This window comes from Zavarzinia sp. (assembly GCF_041650655.1).
GTDB lineage: Bacteria > Pseudomonadota > Alphaproteobacteria > Zavarziniales > Zavarziniaceae > Zavarzinia.
Genome location: NZ_JBAZKR010000074.1, coordinates 1 through 18,802, shown reverse-complemented (window position 1 = coordinate 18,802; position 18,802 = coordinate 1). Strand labels below are relative to the sequence as shown.

The 18,802-nt window shown below is 67.8% G+C and carries 19 protein-coding genes and 1 pseudogene; 11 read left to right on the top strand and 9 right to left on the bottom strand.

Annotation, left to right across the window (positions count from 1 at the left end):
- The 6 genes and pseudogenes from WC493_RS16055 to WC493_RS16030 all read left to right on the top strand — a co-directional run.
- Positions 1–186, top strand: a pseudogene (locus WC493_RS16055) (protoheme IX farnesyltransferase); the annotation flags it as partial.
- A gap of 130 nt (positions 187–316) precedes the next feature.
- Positions 317–922, top strand: a complete 606-nt coding sequence (locus tag WC493_RS16050; protein WP_373066541.1) for a cytochrome c oxidase assembly protein — start codon at positions 317–319, stop codon at positions 920–922.
- Between the two features lie 26 nt (positions 923–948).
- Positions 949–1,806: a cytochrome c oxidase subunit 3 gene (locus tag WC493_RS16045; RefSeq protein ID WP_373066540.1), complete on the top strand. Its 858-nt coding sequence runs from the start codon at positions 949–951 to the stop codon at positions 1,804–1,806.
- 9 nt (positions 1,807–1,815) lie between these two features.
- A complete protein-coding gene (locus tag WC493_RS16040; RefSeq protein WP_373066539.1) occupies positions 1,816–2,130 on the top strand; it encodes a DUF983 domain-containing protein in 315 nt (104 codons plus the stop codon).
- An 11-nt stretch (positions 2,131–2,141) separates the two neighbouring features.
- On the top strand, positions 2,142–2,876 hold the full coding sequence (locus WC493_RS16035; protein ID WP_373066538.1) for an SURF1 family protein: 735 nt from the start codon (positions 2,142–2,144) through the stop codon (positions 2,874–2,876).
- Between the two features lie 3 nt (positions 2,877–2,879).
- Complete coding sequence (locus WC493_RS16030) at positions 2,880–4,376, top strand: carboxypeptidase M32 (RefSeq protein WP_373066537.1); 1,497 nt, start codon at positions 2,880–2,882, stop codon at positions 4,374–4,376.
- Positions 4,377–4,390: 14 nt separating this feature from the next.
- On the opposite strand, the gene WC493_RS16025 is transcribed toward WC493_RS16030, so the two are convergent.
- Positions 4,391–5,104: a Crp/Fnr family transcriptional regulator gene (locus WC493_RS16025; protein ID WP_373066536.1), complete on the bottom strand. Its 714-nt coding sequence runs from the start codon at positions 5,102–5,104 to the stop codon at positions 4,391–4,393.
- A 234-nt stretch (positions 5,105–5,338) separates the two neighbouring features.
- Here WC493_RS16025 and WC493_RS16020 point away from each other — a divergent pair, with 234 nt between their 5' ends.
- The gene (locus tag WC493_RS16020) at positions 5,339–5,920 is read left to right on the top strand and encodes a YqgE/AlgH family protein (protein WP_373066535.1); all 582 of its coding nucleotides are present in this window, start codon (positions 5,339–5,341) and stop codon (positions 5,918–5,920) included.
- Positions 5,921–5,923: 3 nt separating this feature from the next.
- On the opposite strand, the gene WC493_RS16015 is transcribed toward WC493_RS16020, so the two are convergent.
- Genes WC493_RS16015 through thrC form a run of 4 tightly spaced genes read right to left on the bottom strand, consistent with a single transcriptional unit; the run spans position 5,924 to position 10,199 of the window.
- On the bottom strand, positions 5,924–6,916 hold the full coding sequence (locus WC493_RS16015) for a hypothetical protein (RefSeq protein ID WP_373066534.1): 993 nt from the start codon (positions 6,914–6,916) through the stop codon (positions 5,924–5,926).
- Positions 6,917–6,944: 28 nt separating this feature from the next.
- On the bottom strand, positions 6,945–7,529 hold the full coding sequence (locus WC493_RS16010) for a GNAT family N-acetyltransferase (RefSeq protein WP_373066533.1): 585 nt from the start codon (positions 7,527–7,529) through the stop codon (positions 6,945–6,947).
- Between the two features lie 10 nt (positions 7,530–7,539).
- Positions 7,540–8,796, bottom strand: coding sequence for a M16 family metallopeptidase (locus tag WC493_RS16005; RefSeq protein ID WP_373066532.1), 1,257 nt, complete (start codon positions 8,794–8,796; stop codon positions 7,540–7,542).
- 14 nt (positions 8,797–8,810) lie between these two features.
- Positions 8,811–10,199: a threonine synthase gene (thrC, locus tag WC493_RS16000; protein WP_373066531.1), complete on the bottom strand. Its 1,389-nt coding sequence runs from the start codon at positions 10,197–10,199 to the stop codon at positions 8,811–8,813.
- 119 nt (positions 10,200–10,318) lie between these two features.
- Here thrC and WC493_RS15995 point away from each other — a divergent pair, with 119 nt between their 5' ends.
- The 4 genes from WC493_RS15995 to WC493_RS15980 are packed head-to-tail and all read left to right on the top strand — an operon-like array spanning position 10,319 to position 14,880.
- Complete coding sequence (locus WC493_RS15995) at positions 10,319–10,906, top strand: hypothetical protein (protein WP_373066530.1); 588 nt, start codon at positions 10,319–10,321, stop codon at positions 10,904–10,906.
- Entirely contained in the window at positions 10,903–11,619 is a 717-nt protein-coding gene (locus tag WC493_RS15990; protein WP_373066529.1) for a DUF1003 domain-containing protein, read from the top strand. Before WC493_RS15995 ends, WC493_RS15990 begins: the two co-directional genes overlap by 4 nt.
- Positions 11,597–14,191 carry a bifunctional lysylphosphatidylglycerol flippase/synthetase MprF gene (gene mprF, locus WC493_RS15985; RefSeq protein WP_373066528.1) on the top strand — a complete coding sequence of 865 codons (2,595 nt, stop codon included), beginning with the start codon at positions 11,597–11,599 and terminating at the stop codon, positions 14,189–14,191. Before WC493_RS15990 ends, mprF begins: the two co-directional genes overlap by 23 nt.
- Positions 14,188–14,880: an AcvB/VirJ family lysyl-phosphatidylglycerol hydrolase gene (locus tag WC493_RS15980; RefSeq protein ID WP_373066527.1), complete on the top strand. Its 693-nt coding sequence runs from the start codon at positions 14,188–14,190 to the stop codon at positions 14,878–14,880. Before mprF ends, WC493_RS15980 begins: the two co-directional genes overlap by 4 nt.
- Before the next feature lie 24 nt (positions 14,881–14,904).
- Here the strand turns inward: WC493_RS15980 and WC493_RS15975 are convergent, their stop codons facing one another.
- The 4 genes from WC493_RS15975 to WC493_RS15960 all read right to left on the bottom strand — a co-directional run.
- Positions 14,905–16,035 carry a DSD1 family PLP-dependent enzyme gene (locus tag WC493_RS15975; RefSeq protein WP_373066526.1) on the bottom strand — a complete coding sequence of 377 codons (1,131 nt, stop codon included), beginning with the start codon at positions 16,033–16,035 and terminating at the stop codon, positions 14,905–14,907.
- Positions 16,032–16,574: an N-acetyltransferase family protein gene (locus WC493_RS15970; RefSeq protein ID WP_373066525.1), complete on the bottom strand. Its 543-nt coding sequence runs from the start codon at positions 16,572–16,574 to the stop codon at positions 16,032–16,034. The genes WC493_RS15975 and WC493_RS15970 overlap by 4 nt, the downstream gene beginning before the upstream one ends.
- A 619-nt stretch (positions 16,575–17,193) precedes the next feature.
- The gene (locus tag WC493_RS15965; RefSeq protein WP_373066524.1) at positions 17,194–18,375 is read right to left on the bottom strand and encodes an acetate/propionate family kinase; all 1,182 of its coding nucleotides are present in this window, start codon (positions 18,373–18,375) and stop codon (positions 17,194–17,196) included.
- A 4-nt stretch (positions 18,376–18,379) separates the two neighbouring features.
- Positions 18,380–18,802: phosphate acyltransferase (locus WC493_RS15960; protein WP_373066523.1), on the bottom strand; the 423-nt coding region annotated here is incomplete at its 5' end.

Below are 18,802 nucleotides of genomic sequence, written 5' to 3'. Positions count from 1 at the left end.
GGCTTCGCCGGGCCGGTTTACGGCGCCTTCGCCGCGGTTTTGGGCGCTGCCTTCCTCGGCCTCGCCGTCCGCCTCTTCGTTGTCCGCACCAACAAGGCGGCGATGCAGCTCTTCGGCTTCTCGATCCTCTATCTGTTCCTGCTCTTCGCGCTCCTTCTGGTCGAGCGTGTGGTGACGTCGCTGTGAGCCCGGAGATGGCCTTGACCGAATCGGACATGCATCGCCGCCGGCGCAGCCGCAACCTGGCCCTGGGCCTCGCCTTGGCGGCCTGGGTCGTGCTGATCTTCGTGGTCAGCATGGTGAAGGTGAACGGCGGATGAGCGCGGACCCGGACTACAGGCCGCCGCGCCACGGGCGCACCGCCCTGATCCTGGCCGGAGTCTTCTTCGGCATGATCGGGCTGACCTATGCCTCGGTGCCGCTCTACTATCTGTTCTGCGAGGCGACCGGCTTCGGCGGGGCGACCAAGCGCGCCGACACCGGGGGGACGCAGGCGAGCGTGCCGGTGCTGAACCGCGAATTCACCATCCGCTTCGATTCCAACATGGCGTCCGACCTGCCTTGGCAGTTCAAGCCCGAGCAGGCCTCCGTCACGATCAAGGCGGGCGAGCAGAAGGTGATCTTCTACAAGGCGGTGAACAACGCCGCCCGGCCGGTCACCGGCCGCGCCACCTTCAACGTGACGCCGGTGAAGTCCGGCGAATATTTCGTCAAGGTGCAGTGCTTCTGCTTCGACGAACAGACGCTGCAGCCGGGCCAGTCGGTCGACATGCCCGTGCTCTTCTACATCGATCCAGCCGTGGTCCAGGACCACAACATGGACGAGGTGAAGACCATCACCCTTTCCTACACCTTCTTCCGGGCGCAGGACGACGAGGCCAAGGCCGCCGCCGCCGCTGCACCCGGAACCCCAACCAATTGACCGAGGAATCGTTCGAGGGCACGCCCATGGCATCTGTTGATACCCCTAAGCACGACTACCACCTGCTCAGCCCGAGCCCGTGGCCCTTCGTCGGTGCCTTCTCCGCCCTGGTCATGGCGCTCGGCGCCGTGCACTGGATGCATCCGACCGCCTTCCTGGCCTTCGTGCCGACGAAGTCGACCCTGTTCCTGGTCGGTCTCGCCGGCGTGCTCTACACCATGCTCGCCTGGTGGCGCGACGTGGTGGACGAGTCGGTGCACAAGCACGAGCACACGCCGGTCGTGAAACTGGGTCTGCGCTACGGCATGATCCTGTTCATCGCCTCCGAAGTGATGTTCTTCGTCGCCTGGTTCTGGGCCTATTTCTACGGCGCCCTGTTCCCGACCGAGGCGATGGGCCATGTCTGGCCGCCCAAGGGCATCGAAGCCTTCGATCCCTGGCACTTGCCCTTCATGAATACCGTGATCCTGCTGCTCTCCGGCACCACGGTGACCTGGGCACACCACGCCCTGATCGAGAACGACCGCAAGGGCTTGGTCCAGGGCCTGACCCTGACCGTCATCCTCGGCCTCTTCTTCTCCTCGGTGCAGGCCTATGAATATGCCCATGCCGCCTTCTCCTTCGGCGGTAACGAGGCGGGTGCCAATTTCTATGCCGGCTCCTTCTTCATGGCGACCGGCTTCCACGGCTTCCACGTGATCATCGGCACGATCTTCCTGCTCGTCTGCCTGATCCGCGCCCTGAACGGCCAGTTCACCCCTAAGGCCCATTTCGGCTTCGAGGCGGCGGCCTGGTACTGGCACTTCGTCGACGTGGTGTGGCTGTTCCTCTTCGCCGCGATCTACGTCTGGGGCTCGGCGGGCGCCGCCGTGGCCCATCACTGAGTAGGGCCGTTGGCAAAAGCCCGCTGTCCCCGCTGCGGCCAGGGACCCCTGTTCAAGGGGCTCCTGGCACTGCGGGACAAGTGCCCCTCCTGTGGTCTCGACTATTCGGCGATCGACACGGGTGACGGCCCTGCCGTCTTCGTGATCCTGATCCTGGGTGCCATCGTCACCGGTGGCGCCCTCTGGCTCGAACTGAAATACGAGCCGCCGATGTGGGTCCATCTGATCATCTGGTTGCCGATCATCCTGATCGGGTCCATCTATATGCTCCGCCGGATCAAGACGGCGTTGATTCACCAGCAATATCGCAAGCTCGGCTGGTGAGGGGGTTCCCCATGACCAGCATTTCCGCCGGGCGGCGGCGTTTCCGCCCGACTCTCTGGCCGACCGTCGTTTCCGTCCTGGTGGTCGGCCTCTTCCTCGGCCTCGGCGTCTGGCAGTTGCAGCGCCTGGCCCAGAAGGAAGCCCTGATCGCCAAGCTGGACGCCAGCCGCGCCCTACCCGCCACGGAACTGCCGGCCAAGATCGACGACCCGGAGGCCTGGCGTTACCGCACCGTTTCGGCGACCGGCCAGTTCCGCCACGCGGACGAGATCCACATCGTCGCCTATACCGCCGATGCCGAGCTCGGCTATCAGATCGTCACCCCCCTGGTGCGGGCCGACGGTACCACGGTGCTGGTCAACCGCGGCTGGGTGCCGACCGAGAAGGCCGACCCCACGACCCGTCCCGAAGGCCAGGTGAGCGGCACCGTCACGGTGACCGGCATGGCCCGCCCGGGCTGGCCCCAGGGCTATTTCGTGCCCGACAACGTGCCGGCCAAGAACATCTGGTTCTGGGGCGACCTCGCCGCCATGGCCCAGGCCGCCCATGCACCGGACGCCCTGCCCCTCTTCGTCGAGGCGGACGCCAGCCCCAACCCGGGCGGCCTGCCCAAGGGCGGGCAGAGCGTGCTGAACATCCGGAACGACCACCTGCAATATGCCATCACCTGGTTCGTGCTCGCGGTCGCCGTCGGCACCATCTATTTCCTCTACCACTACCGTCCCGAACCCGCACAAAAGGGTTGAGCCATGACCGCGAGCAATGCCTACGGCCAGTTGGAAGACCGCTTCCGCCGTCTCTCCGCCGTCCAGGGTGCGCTCGCGGTATTGCATTGGGATTCGGCGGCGATGATGCCGCCGGGCGGGGCCGAAACCCGGGGCGAGCAGATCGCCGCGCTCTCGGTCATCGCCCACGAACTGATCACCGCGGCCGACATCGGCGACCTGCTGGCCGCGGCCGAGACCGTCGACCTGGATCCCTGGCAGGCCGCCAATCTCGCGGAGATGCGCCGCCTCTGGCGCCACGCGACCGCCGTGCCGCCGGCCCTGGTCGAAGCCCTGGCGCGCCAGAGCCACGACACCGAGCTGACCTGGCGCAGCGCCCGTGCCGCCAATGATTTCAAGAGCCTGGCACCCCGCCTTCAATCCCTGCTCGATCTCGTGCGCGAGGCGGCGGTTGCCAAGGCGGAGGCCTTTGGCCTGTCGCTCTACGATGCCCTGCTCGACGAATACGAGCCGGGCGGCCGCTCGGCCCGAATCGACGCCCTGTTCACCGAACTCGAAGCCTTCCTGCCCGAACTGCGCGCCCGGGTGATCGACACCCAGGCGGCGCTGCCGCCCGCCCTGCCCCAGGACGGCCCCTTCGCGATCGAGGCCCAGCGTGCCCTGGCGGACAAGATCCTGGACGTCCTGCAGTTCGACCGCGCCCACGGCAGGCTCGACGTCAGCCACCATCCCTTCACCGGCGGCGTGCCGGACGATGTCCGCATCACCACGCGCTATGCGACCAGCGATTTCACCCGCTCGCTGATGGGCGTGATCCACGAGACCGGCCATGCCCAATACGAGCGCGGCCTGCCGCTGCGCTGGCGGGGCCAGCCGGTCGGCCAGGCGCGCGGCATGACAATGCACGAGAGCCAGTCGCTGCTGTTCGAGATGCAGGCCTGCCGGACACCGGAATTCATCGATTTCCTGGCCCCCCTGGTGCGCGAGACTTTCGGCCGCGAGGGCGAAGCCTATTCCGCCGCCAACCTCCGCCGCATCTATCACCGGGTGGCACCCGGCCTCATTCGCGTCGACGCCGACGAGGTCTGCTATCCGAGCCATGTCATCCTGCGTTACCGCCTGGAGCGGGCGATGATCGACGGCGCGCTGAAGGTCGCCGATCTGCCCGCGGCCTGGAACCAGGGTATGCAGGAACTGCTGGGCATCACGCCGCCCGACGATGCCGATGGATGTATGCAGGACATCCATTGGCCGGGCGGCAGCTTCGGCTATTTCCCGACCTATACGATGGGGGCGCTCGCCGCCGCGCAGCTCTTCCAGGCCGCCGTCGCCGCCGATTCAGGCATCCTGCCGGGCATCGCCCAGGGCGACTTCCGGCCCTTGCTGGCTTGGCTGCGTCCCCACGTCCATGAGATGGGCTCGAGCCTGACCACGGACGAGATCCTGACCAGGGCGACCGGCGTGCCGCTCGGCACCGCCGCCTTCAAGGCCCATCTCGAAGCGCGCTATCTTCGGGGCTGATCAGCGGCGATCGGTCAGCGGGCGGGCGTATCCTCGCGCCGCGGGTTGAGGCGCTGGGCCAGTTCGGCGAGTTTCTCGCGCGAGCCGATATAGACGGTCTTGTGGACCTTACGGATCATGCCGTCCTCGACCAGCTGGCCCATGACGCGGGCCACCGTCTCGCGCGTGGTCGAGGCCAGCGCGGCGATTTCCGCCTGGGTCGGCATCGGATAGACCAGCCAGCCGTCCGGCTTCACCGGGTCGGGCTTCGCCAGGCGAAGAAGCTCGATGCAGACGCGCTGGTGGGCGCCCAGCGTGGCGAGGTCGAGGATGCGCTCATCCGCCGTGCGAATGATGCGGACCAGTTTCTCGAGCACGCGAAAGGCTATTTCGGGCTGGGACTTCAGCAGTTCCGAGAAAGTCTCGCGCGAGACTTCGGCGATGCGGCAGGTCGTCTGCGCCACGATGTTGGCGGAGCGCGGCAGGCCGTCGATCGCCGAGAGTTCGCCGAAGAAATCGCCCGTCTTCACGCGGGCATAGGCGATTTCGCGGCCTTGATTCGAATAATTGACCACGTCGACTTCGCCCTCGACGACGAGATAGACGCCTCGGCAATCGCTCTGCCGGTCGAAGATGATCTCGCCCTCGTCGAACTTGTGCCATCGGGCGGCCCGCGCGAGGTCGATCAAGTCCGATTCGGACATGCCACGGAGCAAGGCGATCTTGGCGAGTTGGCTGGCGGTCGACATGGCCGGAAGGGTACCCGACGGGGCGTCATCGTCAATCGCCGCTTTCCGGGGGGCGCGCGATTTAATGTGATCGTCGTCACTGCGCCCGCCCCGGCGTCCCGGCATCCTGCAGCCACCTCGCACCCCGAGGTAGCCAACCCTGCACAGACTGCCCCGCGACCCTGCCCGGTCGCGGGGCTTTTTTCGCCCTCAAGCCCCCTTGCCGCGGCTTCGGGCGCAGATCAATCTAGTGTCATGAGCAGCAGCACCTCCCCCGATGCCGCCAGCCTCGAAGGCAAGCTCCTGGTGGCCATGCCGTCCATGGGCGATCCCCGTTTCGAGCGGACCGTCATCTACCTGTGCGCCCATTCGGCCGAAGGGGCCATGGGCCTCGTGGTGAACAAGCCGGCCGATCACATCACCTTCCCCGATCTCCTGGGCCAGCTCGGCATCGAGACGGCGGGAACGAATGTCGAGCGCATTCGTGTGCTCTCCGGCGGGCCGGTCGAAGCCGGGCGCGGCTTCGTCCTGCACAGCGACGACTACAACCAGCCGACCACCCTCGAAGTGGGCGGCCATGTCGCACTCACCGCCACGATCGACATTCTGCGCGCGATCGCCGCCGGCCAGGGGCCGCGCCGGGTGCTCTTCGCCCTCGGCTATGCCGGCTGGGGCCCGGGCCAACTCGATGCCGAGATTCAGGCGAACGGCTGGCTCCATGTCGAGGCGGACGACGAGTTGCTGTTCTCGCCCGATCTCGACAGCAAGTGGGGCCGGGCCATCGCCAAGATGGGCTTCGACGTCGCCCATCTCTCCGGTGCGGCCGGCAGGGCCTGAGCTTCAGCGCCCGACGACGATGTAACGCTGTTCCAGAGCCTTGGCGACTTCGGGGAATTTGGCCAGGGCCTGCTTGGTCCTCGCCAGTTCGGCCAGGGCCGCCTCGACCGCCGCCTTGGTCTTGTCGTCGCCATAGACGAATTTGCCGTCGGCGCCCTTGGTCGCCTTTCCGGCCAGCAGCGCATCGATCACCTTGCCGAAATCACTGGCCGCCTTGCGGGTGACGCCGGCGAAGGCGACATAGAAGGCGACATATTCGGTCTGCCGCTGGCTCATCTTGGCCTCCATCGAGGCGCGGAACTGGCGCGACAGTTCGAGCCTGTCGGCCGCGGTCTGGATATCCTCCCGCTCCTTCTTGAAGGCGGCGGCGACACGATCGGGAATGCCGCTCAGGATCACGTCGATATCGAGCAGCTTGCTGCGCAGGGCCTGGAGGGCCTGCTTGTCGGCGGGATCGAAACTCAGGTCCCAAGGGACTTGGCCGGTCGGCACCTGGTCGAACTGGCCCTTCACCGCGTCGAGCGTCTGGGCCGTGCGCTGGAGCAGGAAATAGTGGAAGGCGGCATAGCGGTTGTCGGCGGCGAGGGCCTTCAGCTTAGCCTGGGCGTCGGCCGAATCCTTGGCGTCGGCCAGGACCGCCATAGTCTCGCGCAGGGCCAGCGAGTCCCCGAGGGCGCCGATGTGCAGGCCCCAGACGGTGACGAAGGCGAGCAGCAACCCGACCGGCAGGCGCAGCCGCCGGCGATCGCCCGCCGGGGCGAAGGGAACCAGCGTCGCCAGCAGGCCGATCAGGCCGCCGACACCGGCGACCAGCACCAGGACGACGAGCCCGATCAGGGCAAAGTTGAACACATAATACCAGAGCACCAGCGCCGAGACGGCGAGGAGCACGGCCAACCCGACCGCTCCCAGGCGGACGGCACGCGGCGCCCAGGCCGGCAGCCGGGAGTCCGTGGCGGGCGGCTGATAGGCGCCGGGTTCGAAATCGCTGCTCAAGTCGGTCTCCCAGGGGCGGCGTGAAGGATTACGGCCGCCGGTCGTTCGCGAGCATGGCGAAGAGCAGGTGATCCCGCCACTCGCCATTGATCCTCAGATATTTGCGCGCAAGCCCCTCTTCCGAAAAGCCGGCCTTGCGCAGCACGGCCTTGGACGCCTCGTTCGAGGGCAGGCAGGCCGCCTCCATACGATGCAGCCTCATGGTTTCGAAGACGTGAACGATCACGCCGCGGACCGCTTCCGTCATCAGGCCGCGGCCCGCGTGGCGGCGCCCCATCCAATAGCCGAGGGCGCAGCTCTGGGTCACGCCGCGCCGGACGTTGGAGAGCGAAATGCCGCCCAGCAGGGCACCGTCACCGCGCCCGAACAGGAACAGCGTGTAACCGAGATCTTCCCTTGCCTCGCGGGCATAGCGGCGCAGGCGCTGGCGGAAGGCGTTGCGGGTCAGGTCGTCGGCCGGCCAAATCGGCTCCCAGGGGGTCAGGAACTCGCGGCTGTCGGCGCGGAGGTCGGACCATTCCTCGAAATCGCCCATCTGAGGCAGGCGCAGCTCCACCCGCGGCGTCACGATCACCGGCAGGGGATCGAGGCGCAGGGAGCGGATCAGCGACATAGCGCGCTCCTCAGCCGAAACGGGCCGCGATCCCGGCCGGGCTTTCGATGCCCCGGTGCGGGCCGAGGGCGGCGACCGCCGGCCGGGTGCGCATGACGCGGTCGGCGAAGCGGCGGACGGCGGCGGTATCGACGGCGGCGAGGTCACGCAGCACTTCCTCGGTCGGGATCACCCTGCCGTGCACCAGCCACTGGCGGCCGGCCGTCTCGATCACGGCGGAGGGGCTCTCCAGCCCCATCAGATAGCCGGCGCGGAGCTGCGCCTTGGCGCGCGCCACTTCGTCGTCGCCGGCGTCCTTGACCAGTTTTGCCATCTCGTCGGCGATCACGGGCACGAGGGCGCCCGCATCCTCCTCGCTGGTGCCGGCATAGAGACCGATGGTGCCGCTGTCGACCGAGGCCCCGGCATAGGCGAAGACCGAATAGGCGAGGCCGCGCACTTCGCGGATTTCCTGGAACAGGCGGGACGACATGCCGCCGCCCAGCACGGTGGCATAGACCTGGGCCGCGAAATAGTCCGGGTCCTCGTAGGCGACGCCGGGGAAGGCCATGGCCAGGTGGACCTGTTCGAGGTCGCGGTCGTCGCGAATGTCGCCGGCAACGAAACGGGCGGCCGGCGCCAGGGTCTCGCCGCGCGGGCCGAGGCCGGCGAAATGCTTTTCGGCCAGGGCACAGATCTGGGCATGGTCGACCGCGCCGGCCGCGACCAGGGCCATGGCCGGGGCGCGGTAATGATCGGCCATATAGCCGGCGATCTCGCCCCGGGTCAGCCGGGCCACATTGTCGGCACTGCCGAGGATCGGCCGGCCTATCGGCTGGTCGGGATAGGTCGCCTCCTGCAGCATGTCGAAGATCAGGTCGTCGGGCGTGTCCTGGGCTTGGCCGATCTCCTGAATGATGACCTGGCGTTCGCGCTCCAGCTCTTCGGGCAGGAAGGTCGAACGGGTCAGGATGTCGGCCAGGATATCGGCGCCCAGCTCGACATCGTCCTTCAGGACGCGGGCGTAATAGGCGGTCTGCTCGCGGCTGGTGAAGGCGTTCAGATGGCCGCCCACCGCCTCGATCTCCTCGGCGATGGCGCGGGCGCTGCGCCGCTCCGTGCCCTTGAAGGCCATATGTTCGAGCATATGCGAGACGCCGTTCAGCGCCAGGCTCTCGTGCCGTGCCCCGACGTCGACCCAGACGCCGACGGCGGCCGAGCCCAAGCCCTCCATCGGCACCGTGACGATGCCGAGGCCATTCTCGAGGGTGCTGGTTTCAACCTTCATGAAGTTCGTCGACCTCAACCGATGATCGCCGAAATATGGGACTGCAGGGCGTCGGCGTCATTGGGCAGAACAGCATATCTCTCATCGCGCTGATAGAGGTCGGCCATTCTGGGCGGCAGGGCGGGCGAAACACCGCAAGCGGCTTCGACCGCGGCCGGGAACTTGGCCGGATGCGCGGTCGCCAGGGTGACCATCGGCACCGCGGCATCGCCCCGCGCCGCCGCCGCCCCGGCGAGGCCGACCGCCGAATGGGGATCGACGACGAGGCCCGTTTCGCGCCGGGTCTTGGCGATCGTCTCGCGGGTCAGATCCTCGTCGATCGCGACCGCGGCGAACAGGCGGCGCGCCTCGGCCAGGAGATTGGCGCCAAGGCCGAGCTTGCCGGTCGCCTGGAAACCGGCCATGGCGGCCGCCGTCACAGCACCGTCGCGGCCATAGAGGTCGAACAGCAGGCGTTCGAAATTGCTGGAGACCTGGATGTCCATCGAGGGGCTGATGGTCGGCTGCACCGTGCCGGTCGAATAGTCGCCGGCATTGAGGGCGCGGGCCAGGATGTCGTTCCTATTGGTCGCGACCACCAGGCGTTCGACCGGCAGGCCCATGCGGCTCGCGACATAGCCGGCGTAGACATCGCCGAAATTGCCGGTCGGCACGCTGAAGGAGACCGCCCGGTCGGGCGCCCCCAGCGCCAAGCCGGCATAGACGTAATAGACCGTCTGGGCGACGATGCGCGCCCAATTGATCGAATTGACCGCCGAGAGCCTGGCCCGGTCGCGGAAGTCGTGGCGGTTGAACAGGGCCTTCACCAGGGCTTGGCAGTCGTCGAAAGTGCCTTCGATCGCGATATTGTGGATATTGGGATCGAGCACCGTAGTCATCTGCCGGCGCTGCACTTCGGAAACCCGACCCTTCGGGTGCAGCATGACGACACGGACCGAGCCCATGCCCTTCAGGGCCTCGATCGCGGCCGAGCCGGTATCGCCGGAGGTAGCGCCCAGCACGGTCACCTGCTCGCCCCGGCGGGTCAGCACGGCATTGAACAGCCGGCCGAGGAGCTGCATGGCGACGTCCTTGAAGGCGAGCGTCGGGCCATGGAACAGTTCGAGCAGGAAATCATTGGGGCCGAGCTGAACGAGCGGGCAGACCGCCTTGTGCCCGAAACTGGCATAGGCGCCGTCGATGGCATCGCCCAGCACGGCAGGCGAAAGGCTCGAGCCGACGAAGGGCGAGAGCATCTCGAAGGCCAGTGCCTGATAGGAGAGGCCGCGGAAATCCTTCAGCCGGCGCGTCAGGTCGGGCCACTCGGCCGGCACGTAGAGGCCGCCGTCGCGGGCGAGCCCGGCCAGCATCACGGCTTCGAAATCGAGCACGGGGGCGGCGCCCCGGGTGGAGAGATAACGCAAGGGAATTCCTCGAACGGGCACAGCGGCAGGCCGGGAGACTAGCCGTGCCGGCGCCTTGCTTCAACCCGGGGTGCAGAAAGTGCGCGATCTGCTATGACGGAAGCGGGAGGCAGATCGCCATGTTACTCAAGCAGAAGATCCTGGACCGGCTCGCAGGGGGGCGGGAAGCCCTGGTGTTTCGCCGCTGGCACACGCCGGCCTTCACCCCGGGCCAGCGACTGAAGACGGCCGCGGGGCCGATCGAGGTCGGAGCGGTCGCGACCGTGGCGCCTGAGGACCTGAGCGCCGCCGACGCCGAGGCGGCCGGTTTCGTCACCCTCGACGCCCTGATCGCCTCCTTCGGACCAGCCGGCCCCACGCTCTACCGCGCCGTCCTCCGCCCGGCCGCCGGTGCCGTACCGGCCGGCGAACTGGCGCCCGAGGCCGCCGCCGCTCTCCGCCGCCGGCTCGACCGCCACGACCGCGCCGCGGGGGAGGCCTGGACCCGGGCCAGTCTCGCCCTGTTGTCCGAACAGCCGGCGAGCCTCGCCCGCTTGGCCGAGGGCGGCGGCGCGGACCGCGACCTGCTGCGTCAGCGGCTCCGGAAACTCGCCGATTTGGGCCTTGTCACGTCGGATGCGCTCGGTTATCGCCTATCGCCGAACGGCCTCGCCTTCCGGCGGACCGAGGAACCGGCGCCGCCCCCCCGGACCATTCACGAACCATGACAGAATCGTCGATCGCCCAGGAACATTGCGGCATCTGCGGCCGGCGCCAGGACGAAGTGCGCCTGGTTGCCTGCCAATGGGTCCGCCCCCAGCTCGTCGCCGACATCGAGATGGAGCATCCCGACTGGCAGCGGACCGGCTTCATCTGCGTCGATGAACTGGCCCGCTACCGGCGCCGCTATATCGAGAATCTGCTGCTGAACGAGCGGGGCGAACTCACCGCCCTCGACCGCAGCGTGATCGACAGCGTGGCCCAGAACGAGACCCTGAGCCGCAACATCGAAGAGAGCCTGAACGAGCAGCGGAGCTTCGGCGACCGGGTGGCCGACCGCGTGGCGGCCTTTGGCGGAAGCTGGGGCTTCATCCTGTCGTTCTGCGTCGTGCTCGTCGTCTGGATGGCCTTCAACGTGGTCGTGGCCACGGCCGAGCAGTTCGACCCCTATCCCTTCATCCTGCTCAATCTGCTGCTGTCCACCGTGGCCGCCTTCCAGGCACCCGTGATCATGATGAGCCAGCGCCGCCAGGAGGCGAAGGATCGCGCCCGGTCGGAAAACGACTATCGCATCAACCTGAAGGCGGAACTGGAGATCCGCCACCTGCACGAGAAGCTCGATCACCTGCTGATGCGCCAATGGGAACGCCTGACCGAAATCCAGCAGGTGCAGCTCGAGCTGATGGAGGACATCGCCGATGCCCGCGAGCAGCAGCGCTGACACGCCTTCCGGGCGGAGCCGCGCCTGGCTCCGCTTCGCCGGTCCCGTGCTGGGCGTCGCCGTTCTTGCAGTCGCCCTCTATGTCCTGCATCGCATGGCGCAGGAAATCAGCCTGCACGAGGTGAAGCAGGCCATGCTGGCGACCCCGACCAGCCACCTCCTGCTCTCGGTCGGCTTTACCGCGATCTCCTTCATGGCGCTCGCCGCCTATGACGTGCTGGCGGTCAGGAGTTCGGTTCAGGGGGCGGTGTCGTTCCGGACCGCGGCCTTCGCCGGGGCGGCCGGCTATGCCGTCTCCAATGCACTCGGCTTTCCGATCATGACCGGCGGCTCGGTCCGTTACCGGCTCTATTCCGCCTCCGGCCTCAACGTGGCCGACATCAGCCGGGTCGTCACGCTCGCCTGGGTCACCTTCTGGCTCGGCAGCGGCCTCGTGGTCGGCTTCTTCCTGGCGATCGAGCCGCACGGCGTCGCCCACAGTCTCCACATCGGGGCCGAGGGGGCGCGGCTGATCGGCCTCGGCCTGCTTGCCGTCGTGCTGGGCTTCACCGCCTGGGTCTCGACCGGCGACCGGGTGGTCAATCTGTTCGGCTGGTCGCTTCCGATGCCGGACCGGCGCACGGTAGTGGCCCAGCTCGTCGCCGGCACGGTCGATTTCCTGGCCGCGGGGGCTGCTCTCTATGTCCTGCTGCCCCAGGCGGATGTGCCCAGCATCGGTACATTCGCCGTCGTCTATGCCGCGGCCCTGACGCTCGGCATCGTCGCCCATACGCCGGGCGGCATCGGCGTCTTCGAGGCAACCATCCTGTCCGGCCTCGGTCTTTCGGCGACGCCCCATGTGGTCGGCGCCCTGATCCTCTACCGGGTGATCTATTACGTGCTGCCGCTGGTGATCGCCGCCCTCGCCCTGGCAGGGGTCGAGATCGCGCGCCGGCGCGGGCCGATCCGTGCCGCCGGCCAGTCGCTCAGCCGGGTCATGCAGGCCTTCGTGCCGCCGGTCGCGGGCGGCCTCGTCTTCCTCGGCGGCATCGTCCTGCTCATCTCGATCAGCCTGCCGCACAACGGCCTCCGCATCGAATATCTGACCGATTTCGTGCCCCTGCCCTTCGTCGAAGCCTCGCATATGGCGGCCAGCGTGGTCGGTGTGTTGCTCCTGGTGATCGCGCGCGGCCTGGTCGCCCGCCTGGCGCCGGCCTGGAGCGCGGCCATGGTGCTGCTGCTGGCCGGTGCCGCCTTTTCCCTCTTCAAGGGCCTGGACTGGGAAGAGGCGACGATCTTGGCGACCTTCGCCGCCGTGCTCGCCCTGTTCCATGACGCCTTCTACCGGGCGGGCCGGCTGTCGGACCTCAGGCCCAGTTTCGGCTGGCTGGCGCTCATGGTTTCCTTCATCGCGTTGACCACCTGGCTCGGCTTCTTCTTCTACCGCCACGTCCAATATTCGAACGAGCTGTGGTGGGATTTCGCCCTGAAGGGCAATGCCTCGCGCTATCTGCGCGGGCTGTTCTTCGTCGGCATGGTGATCGCCCTGCTCACCATCGACAGCGTGATCAACCGGCCGCGCCGGCCGCCCGGCATCGTCCCCGCCGAGATCCCTGACGAGATCCGCCGTTTGGTCGCGGCAGCCCCCCAGGCCTCGGCGGCGCTCGCCCTGCTCGGCGACAAGCGCTTCCTCACGACCGAGGCGGGCAAGGCCTTCCTGATGTATGGGATCAGCGGGCGGAGCTGGATCGCCCTGGGCGATCCCGTCGGCGACGGCGCCGATGCCGCCGAACTGGTGTGGCGCTTCCGCGAACTGTCGGACCGGAACGCCGGCCGCGTCGTCTTCTATTCGGTAAGCCCGGAGCGCCTGCCGCTCTACATCGATCTCGGCCTGTCGCTGCACAAGATCGGCGAAGTGGCGCGGGTCCGGCTGACCGAATTCGGCCTGGAAGGGCCGGCCCGGCAGGAGATGCGCTATGTCGACCGGCGCGCGACCAAGGAGGGGCTGAGTTTCGAGGTCGTGCCCAAGGCCGAGGTGCCGGCCATCCTGGACGATCTGGCGCGGATTTCGGACGCCTGGATGCAGAGCAAGAACGCCAGGGAGAAGAGCTTCTCGCTGGGCTCCTTCTCGCCCACCTATATCGCCGAATTCGACGTCGCCGTGATGAAGAAGGACGGTCGCATCGTCGCCTTCGCCAATCTCTGGCAGGGCGCCGGCAAGGAGGAGATCGCGGTCGACCTGATGCGCTACGAGGCGGGCGTTTCCAAGATCCTGATGGACGCCCTCTTCGTCCGCGTCATGCTGTGGGCCAAGGGCCAGGGCTATCGCTGGTTCAACCTGGGGGCCGCCCCGCTCTCCGGCCTGGTCACGCGGCGTTTCGCGCCGATCTGGAACCGGGTCGGCGGCCTGGTGTTCCGCCACGGCGAGAAATTCTATCCCTTCGAAGGACTTCGCGCCTTCAAGGAGAAATTCTCGCCGGTCTGGCAGCCGCAGTATCTGGCCTGCCGTGGCGGGGCCGCAATCCTGCCCCAGGTTCTCGTCGACGTGGCGGCGCTGGTGGCCGGCGGCCGCCTGGAGATCATCCGGAAATGAAGCGCCTGTTGCTCTCGCTCACCCTCTGCCTCTTCGCCGTCGCCCCTGCCTTCGCGGACGATCCGCCCAGCATCGTCGACCTGCCCGCCAAGGGCGGCGACGCCACAGCCGTCGCCGTGGTCTATTCGGGTGACGGCGGCTGGCGCGACCTCGACAAGACGATCGGCGAATGGCTGAGCAGCCAGCAGCATTATCACGTCGTCGGCGTCGACACGCTGAAGAGCTTCTGGTCCGACCGCAAGCCCGACCAGATCGCCAAGGACCTGGCCGGCATCGTGGCCACGGCCGATCCTTCGGGCAAATTGCCGGTGCTGATCATCGGCTATTCCTTCGGCGCCGACGTCTTCCCCTTCGCCTGGGACAAGCTGTCGCCCGACCTCGCGGATCGGATCCGCCTGGTCGCCCTGTTGGCGCCTGAGCGGACCACCGGCTTCCACGTCAGCGTGGCCGGCTGGGTCGGGGTCGAGACCGGCGATTTCGACACGGTGCCGGCGATCGCCACCATGCCGGCCGAGCGCGTGCTCTGCGTCTATGGCGCCGAGGAGAAGGCAGACACCGCCTGCACCCACCCGACGCTGGCCGCGATCGAGAAACTGGAAACCCCGGGCAGCCATCACTTCGACGAGAAATACATCCCCCTCGCCCGCAAGATCGTGGCCGCCTTCGAGGCCCGCCAGCCCAAACCCTGAGACTTGCCAAGCCCTGAGGCGGGATCAGGCGCTCCGCCCGCGCCCTTCGATCGGCCAGAGGGTGACCAGCCGGTCGCCCTCGACGACATGGATGACGTCGTAGAGGTTCACGGTCGGGTCGCAGTGCGGCACTTCGAGGGTCACCTGGGTGCCGAGCGGCAGGGGGGCGAACAAGGCGCCGTGCTCGTCGCCCATGAAGGCGAATTCGGTGCCTTCCGGCCCGCCGGCGGCGAGGCGCGGCTTCGGCCCGTCGGTCGCGAAGGCCTTGAAGCCGGCGTCGATGGTCACGAAATCGGCCGTGTTGGCGCTGATCACCCGGGCGTCGACGAAGAGCGCCGGGCGGAACGGCCGGCCGTGCGCGGATTCGAGCTGCACGGCGTCATATTCGACATCCATGAAGACATAGGAGCCGGCCTGAAGCTCGGTCAGCACGCCGAGGCCGGCTTCCTGAGCGAAAGTCCCGGTGCCGCCGCCGGTCAGCAGGCCGGGGGCCAGGCCGATCGCCTGCAGGCGATCGCGCGCCTCGGCCATGTCGGCCAGCGCCATGGCGGCGATCTGGCCGCGGGTCTCGTAGTCTTCGATATGCTGGACGTGGCCGGCATAGCATTGCAGCCCGGCGAACCAGAGGCCGGGCATCTGGGCCACTGTCTTGGCCAAGTCGACCGCGGCATCCGGCCCGGCGCAGCCGGTCCGGTGGATGCCCGGATCGATGTCCACCACGGCGCCGATGCGCACCCCTTCGGCCACGGCCGCGGTCGACAGCGCCTCGGCACCGGCCGGCGAATCGACGACGACCAGCAATTCCTCGACCCGGCGGGCGACGGCGGCGAGGCGGGCGGGCGCCGATGGCCCGATCACCGGCGAGGTGACCAGCAGGCTGCGCAGGCCCGGCGTACCCGCCAGCGCCTCCGCCTCGCCCGTCTTGGCGACGCAGAGGCCGACGGCACCGGCCGCGAGCTGGCGTTCCGCGATGGCGCGGCACTTATGGGTCTTGGCGTGAGGGCGAAGCGCCAGGCCGGCGGCCTTGGCGAGACGCGCCATGGCGGCGATATTGGCTTCGAAGACGGGAAGGTCCAGCACCAGGGCCGGCGTCGCCAGCGCCCGCCGGCCGCCCGCCTGGCCGATCAGATGCGCATTCGGATGGGTGAAACTCATTCGGCGGCGAGATCCTTGGCCCCGGTCAGTTCCTTGTAGAAGAACACCGTATCCTCGAACTTGCCACTGGAGGAACGGGCATAACGCGGCACCCGACCGAATTCGACCCAGCCCATGGAACGATAAAGCCGCTCGCCCTTGTCCCCCGCCCGCGTGCCCAGGGTCAGCAGGCTGCGCCCGGCCGCCGCCGCCGCCGCCTCTGCCGCCACCATCAGGCGCTTGCCGACGCCGTGGCGGCGCACCTCGAGGGCGACGATCAGCATGGCGATCTCGGCCCGGTGGCATTGGTTCGGATTGGGGATCAGGTCGAGATAGACGGTCCCGACCAGGCGGTTGTGCTGCTCCGCCACCACCAGGATGCGCCGCCCGGCCGCGACACTACCCGCGATCTCGGTCCAGAAGGCCATGGCATCGCCGAATTCCATCGGTGCCATGAACGATACGGACGCCCCCGCATCCACGGCTTCGACCAGCAGGTCGGCCAGTGCGGGTATCGCGGCCCAGGCTTCTGCCGCATCGAGCGTTCGGATCGAGACCATGCGTAAAGGAGAATAACCTGACTGCAATAATCAACGCTATTCTCCAGCAATCGCTCCATATTGCAATGCAGCAAATTTTGTCATAAAGCTGAAACGGACCCAATTTCCGCTCGATTCCGGCCTTTCCACCGCGACGCCTATGGCGGACGAATGGCCCCTGCCCTGTACCGACGAGCAACGACGGGTGGCCATCTCGGGCAGCCGGCCCCGCCGCCCGGTGCAACCGGCCCATCTGAACGGGGCCGATTCGGTGCTCCTCCACCAGGAGATTCGCCAGGCAACGGTGCCGGGTCTCCAAGCCTTGATCACATCCGGCAGGGCGCCGCCGAAGGCCCCTGTCAGGGCGACGATAATCGGCCGGCTCGCGGAAACGGAGAAAGGGTTCGACCAGAAAGGCGCCAGCCGTTCACCGAACGGCCGCTTGGTCTCCACCGCGCGCTGCGCCCGGGCCTTCATTTCGGCGAGATCAATCTGCTTCGCTTGGCCGTGGGCCGAGACCGAAGCGCACCGCTTCGGGCCGTACCTGCCCCGTCATGGTCATCGTCCAGCCGCCGGGACCCGGACCATGAACGGCCCGGGGCGGCCTTTGCTGCGCCGGTGCGACCCTTCGGGGCTCCGCTCAGGTGAGCAGGCGGAGCGTGTCGCGCACGATGACCGATTCTTCGTCGGTCGGAATGACGTAGCAGGCGATGGCGCTGTCGGGTGCCGTGATGCAAGGCCCGTCCGCCGCATTCGCCGCCGGATCCAGCTTGGCGCCGAGGAAACCCAGCCCCTCGATCACCATGGCGCGGACCGGCGCCGCATTCTCGCCGATCCCGGCCGTGAAGACCACGGCGTCGAGCCCGCCCGAGACCATCATCAGCGAGCCGATCTCGCGCAGGATCCGATGCACGAAAAGATCGACCGCCTCCTTGGCCGAGGGCAGGTCGGAGGCGAGCAGGTCGCGCATGTCGTTCGAGAGGCCCGAGACGCCGAGCAGGCCGGACTCGCGGTAGAGCATGTCGGCGATGCGGCGGGTGGTATAGCCCTTCTCCTCCAGGAGATAGAGCACCACGCCGGGATCGATGGTGCCCGACCGGGTGCCCATGACGAGCCCGTCCAGCGCCGTGAAGCCCATGGTGGTGGCGACCGAGCGGCGCTCGACCATGGCGCACATGCTGCAGCCGTTGCCGAGATGGGCGACCATCACCCGGCCGTCGGCCTTGTCGCCCATGATCGGCGGCATCCGCTCCGCGATCGCCTGATAGGACAGGCCGTGGAAGCCGTAGCGGAACACGCCCTCGTCGATCAGATGGCGCGGCAGGCCGAACAGGCGGGCGACCCGGCTCTGCCCGATGTGGAAGGCGGTGTCGAAGCAGACCACCTGGTGCAGATCGGGGCGGAGGCGGACCAGGGCCTCGACCGCAGCCAGATTATGCGGCTGGTGCAGGGGCGCCAGCGGCACGAAGGACTCGAGCGTCTCGATCACCTTGTCGTCCACCACCACCGATTCCGCGAAGGCGAGGCCGCCGTGCACCACCCGGTGCCCGGCGCCGAGGAGCGTGCGGCCCGGCAGATGCTCGTCGATCAACTGAAGGACGACGTCGAGCGCCTCCTCGTGCTCGTCGATCTTCTCGGCCGGGATTTCGACCGCTACCGGATTGCCCTCGGCATCCTTCACCTTGAGCACGGGCTTCGAGCCGATGCCGGAAATCGAACCCTGGTAGACCGGGGCGCCGTGAATGTCGGCGATGCGGAACTTGACACTGGAAGAGCCGGCGTTGAGCACCAGTACGATGCCGTCGGAAGGACTACCCGTCATACGCTCAACCTTCCTTCTTCACCGCACAACGCACCCGCAGGACGGCGAGCGCCGCCGAGGCCGCCCGCGCCGCCGGGCCGTCTGCCCGGCTGGTCAGCATGATCGGCACCCGGGCGCCGAGCACGAGGCCGGCCGCCTCGCCATCGGCCAGATAGCCGAGCTGCTTGGCCACCATGTTGCCGGATTCGAGATCGGGGCAGAGCAGGATGTCCGGCTGCCCCGAGACGGGCGAATGAATGCCCTTGGTCTTGGCCGCCTCGGCCGAGATCGCATTGTCGAAGGCGAGCGGGCCGTCGACCACGCCGCCCACGATCTGGCCCCGGTCCGCCATCTTGGAGAGGGCGGCGGCATCGACCGTCGAAGGAATCTTGTCGGTCACGGTCTCGACTGCGGAGAGCACGGCGACCTTCGGCTTTTCGATCCCGAG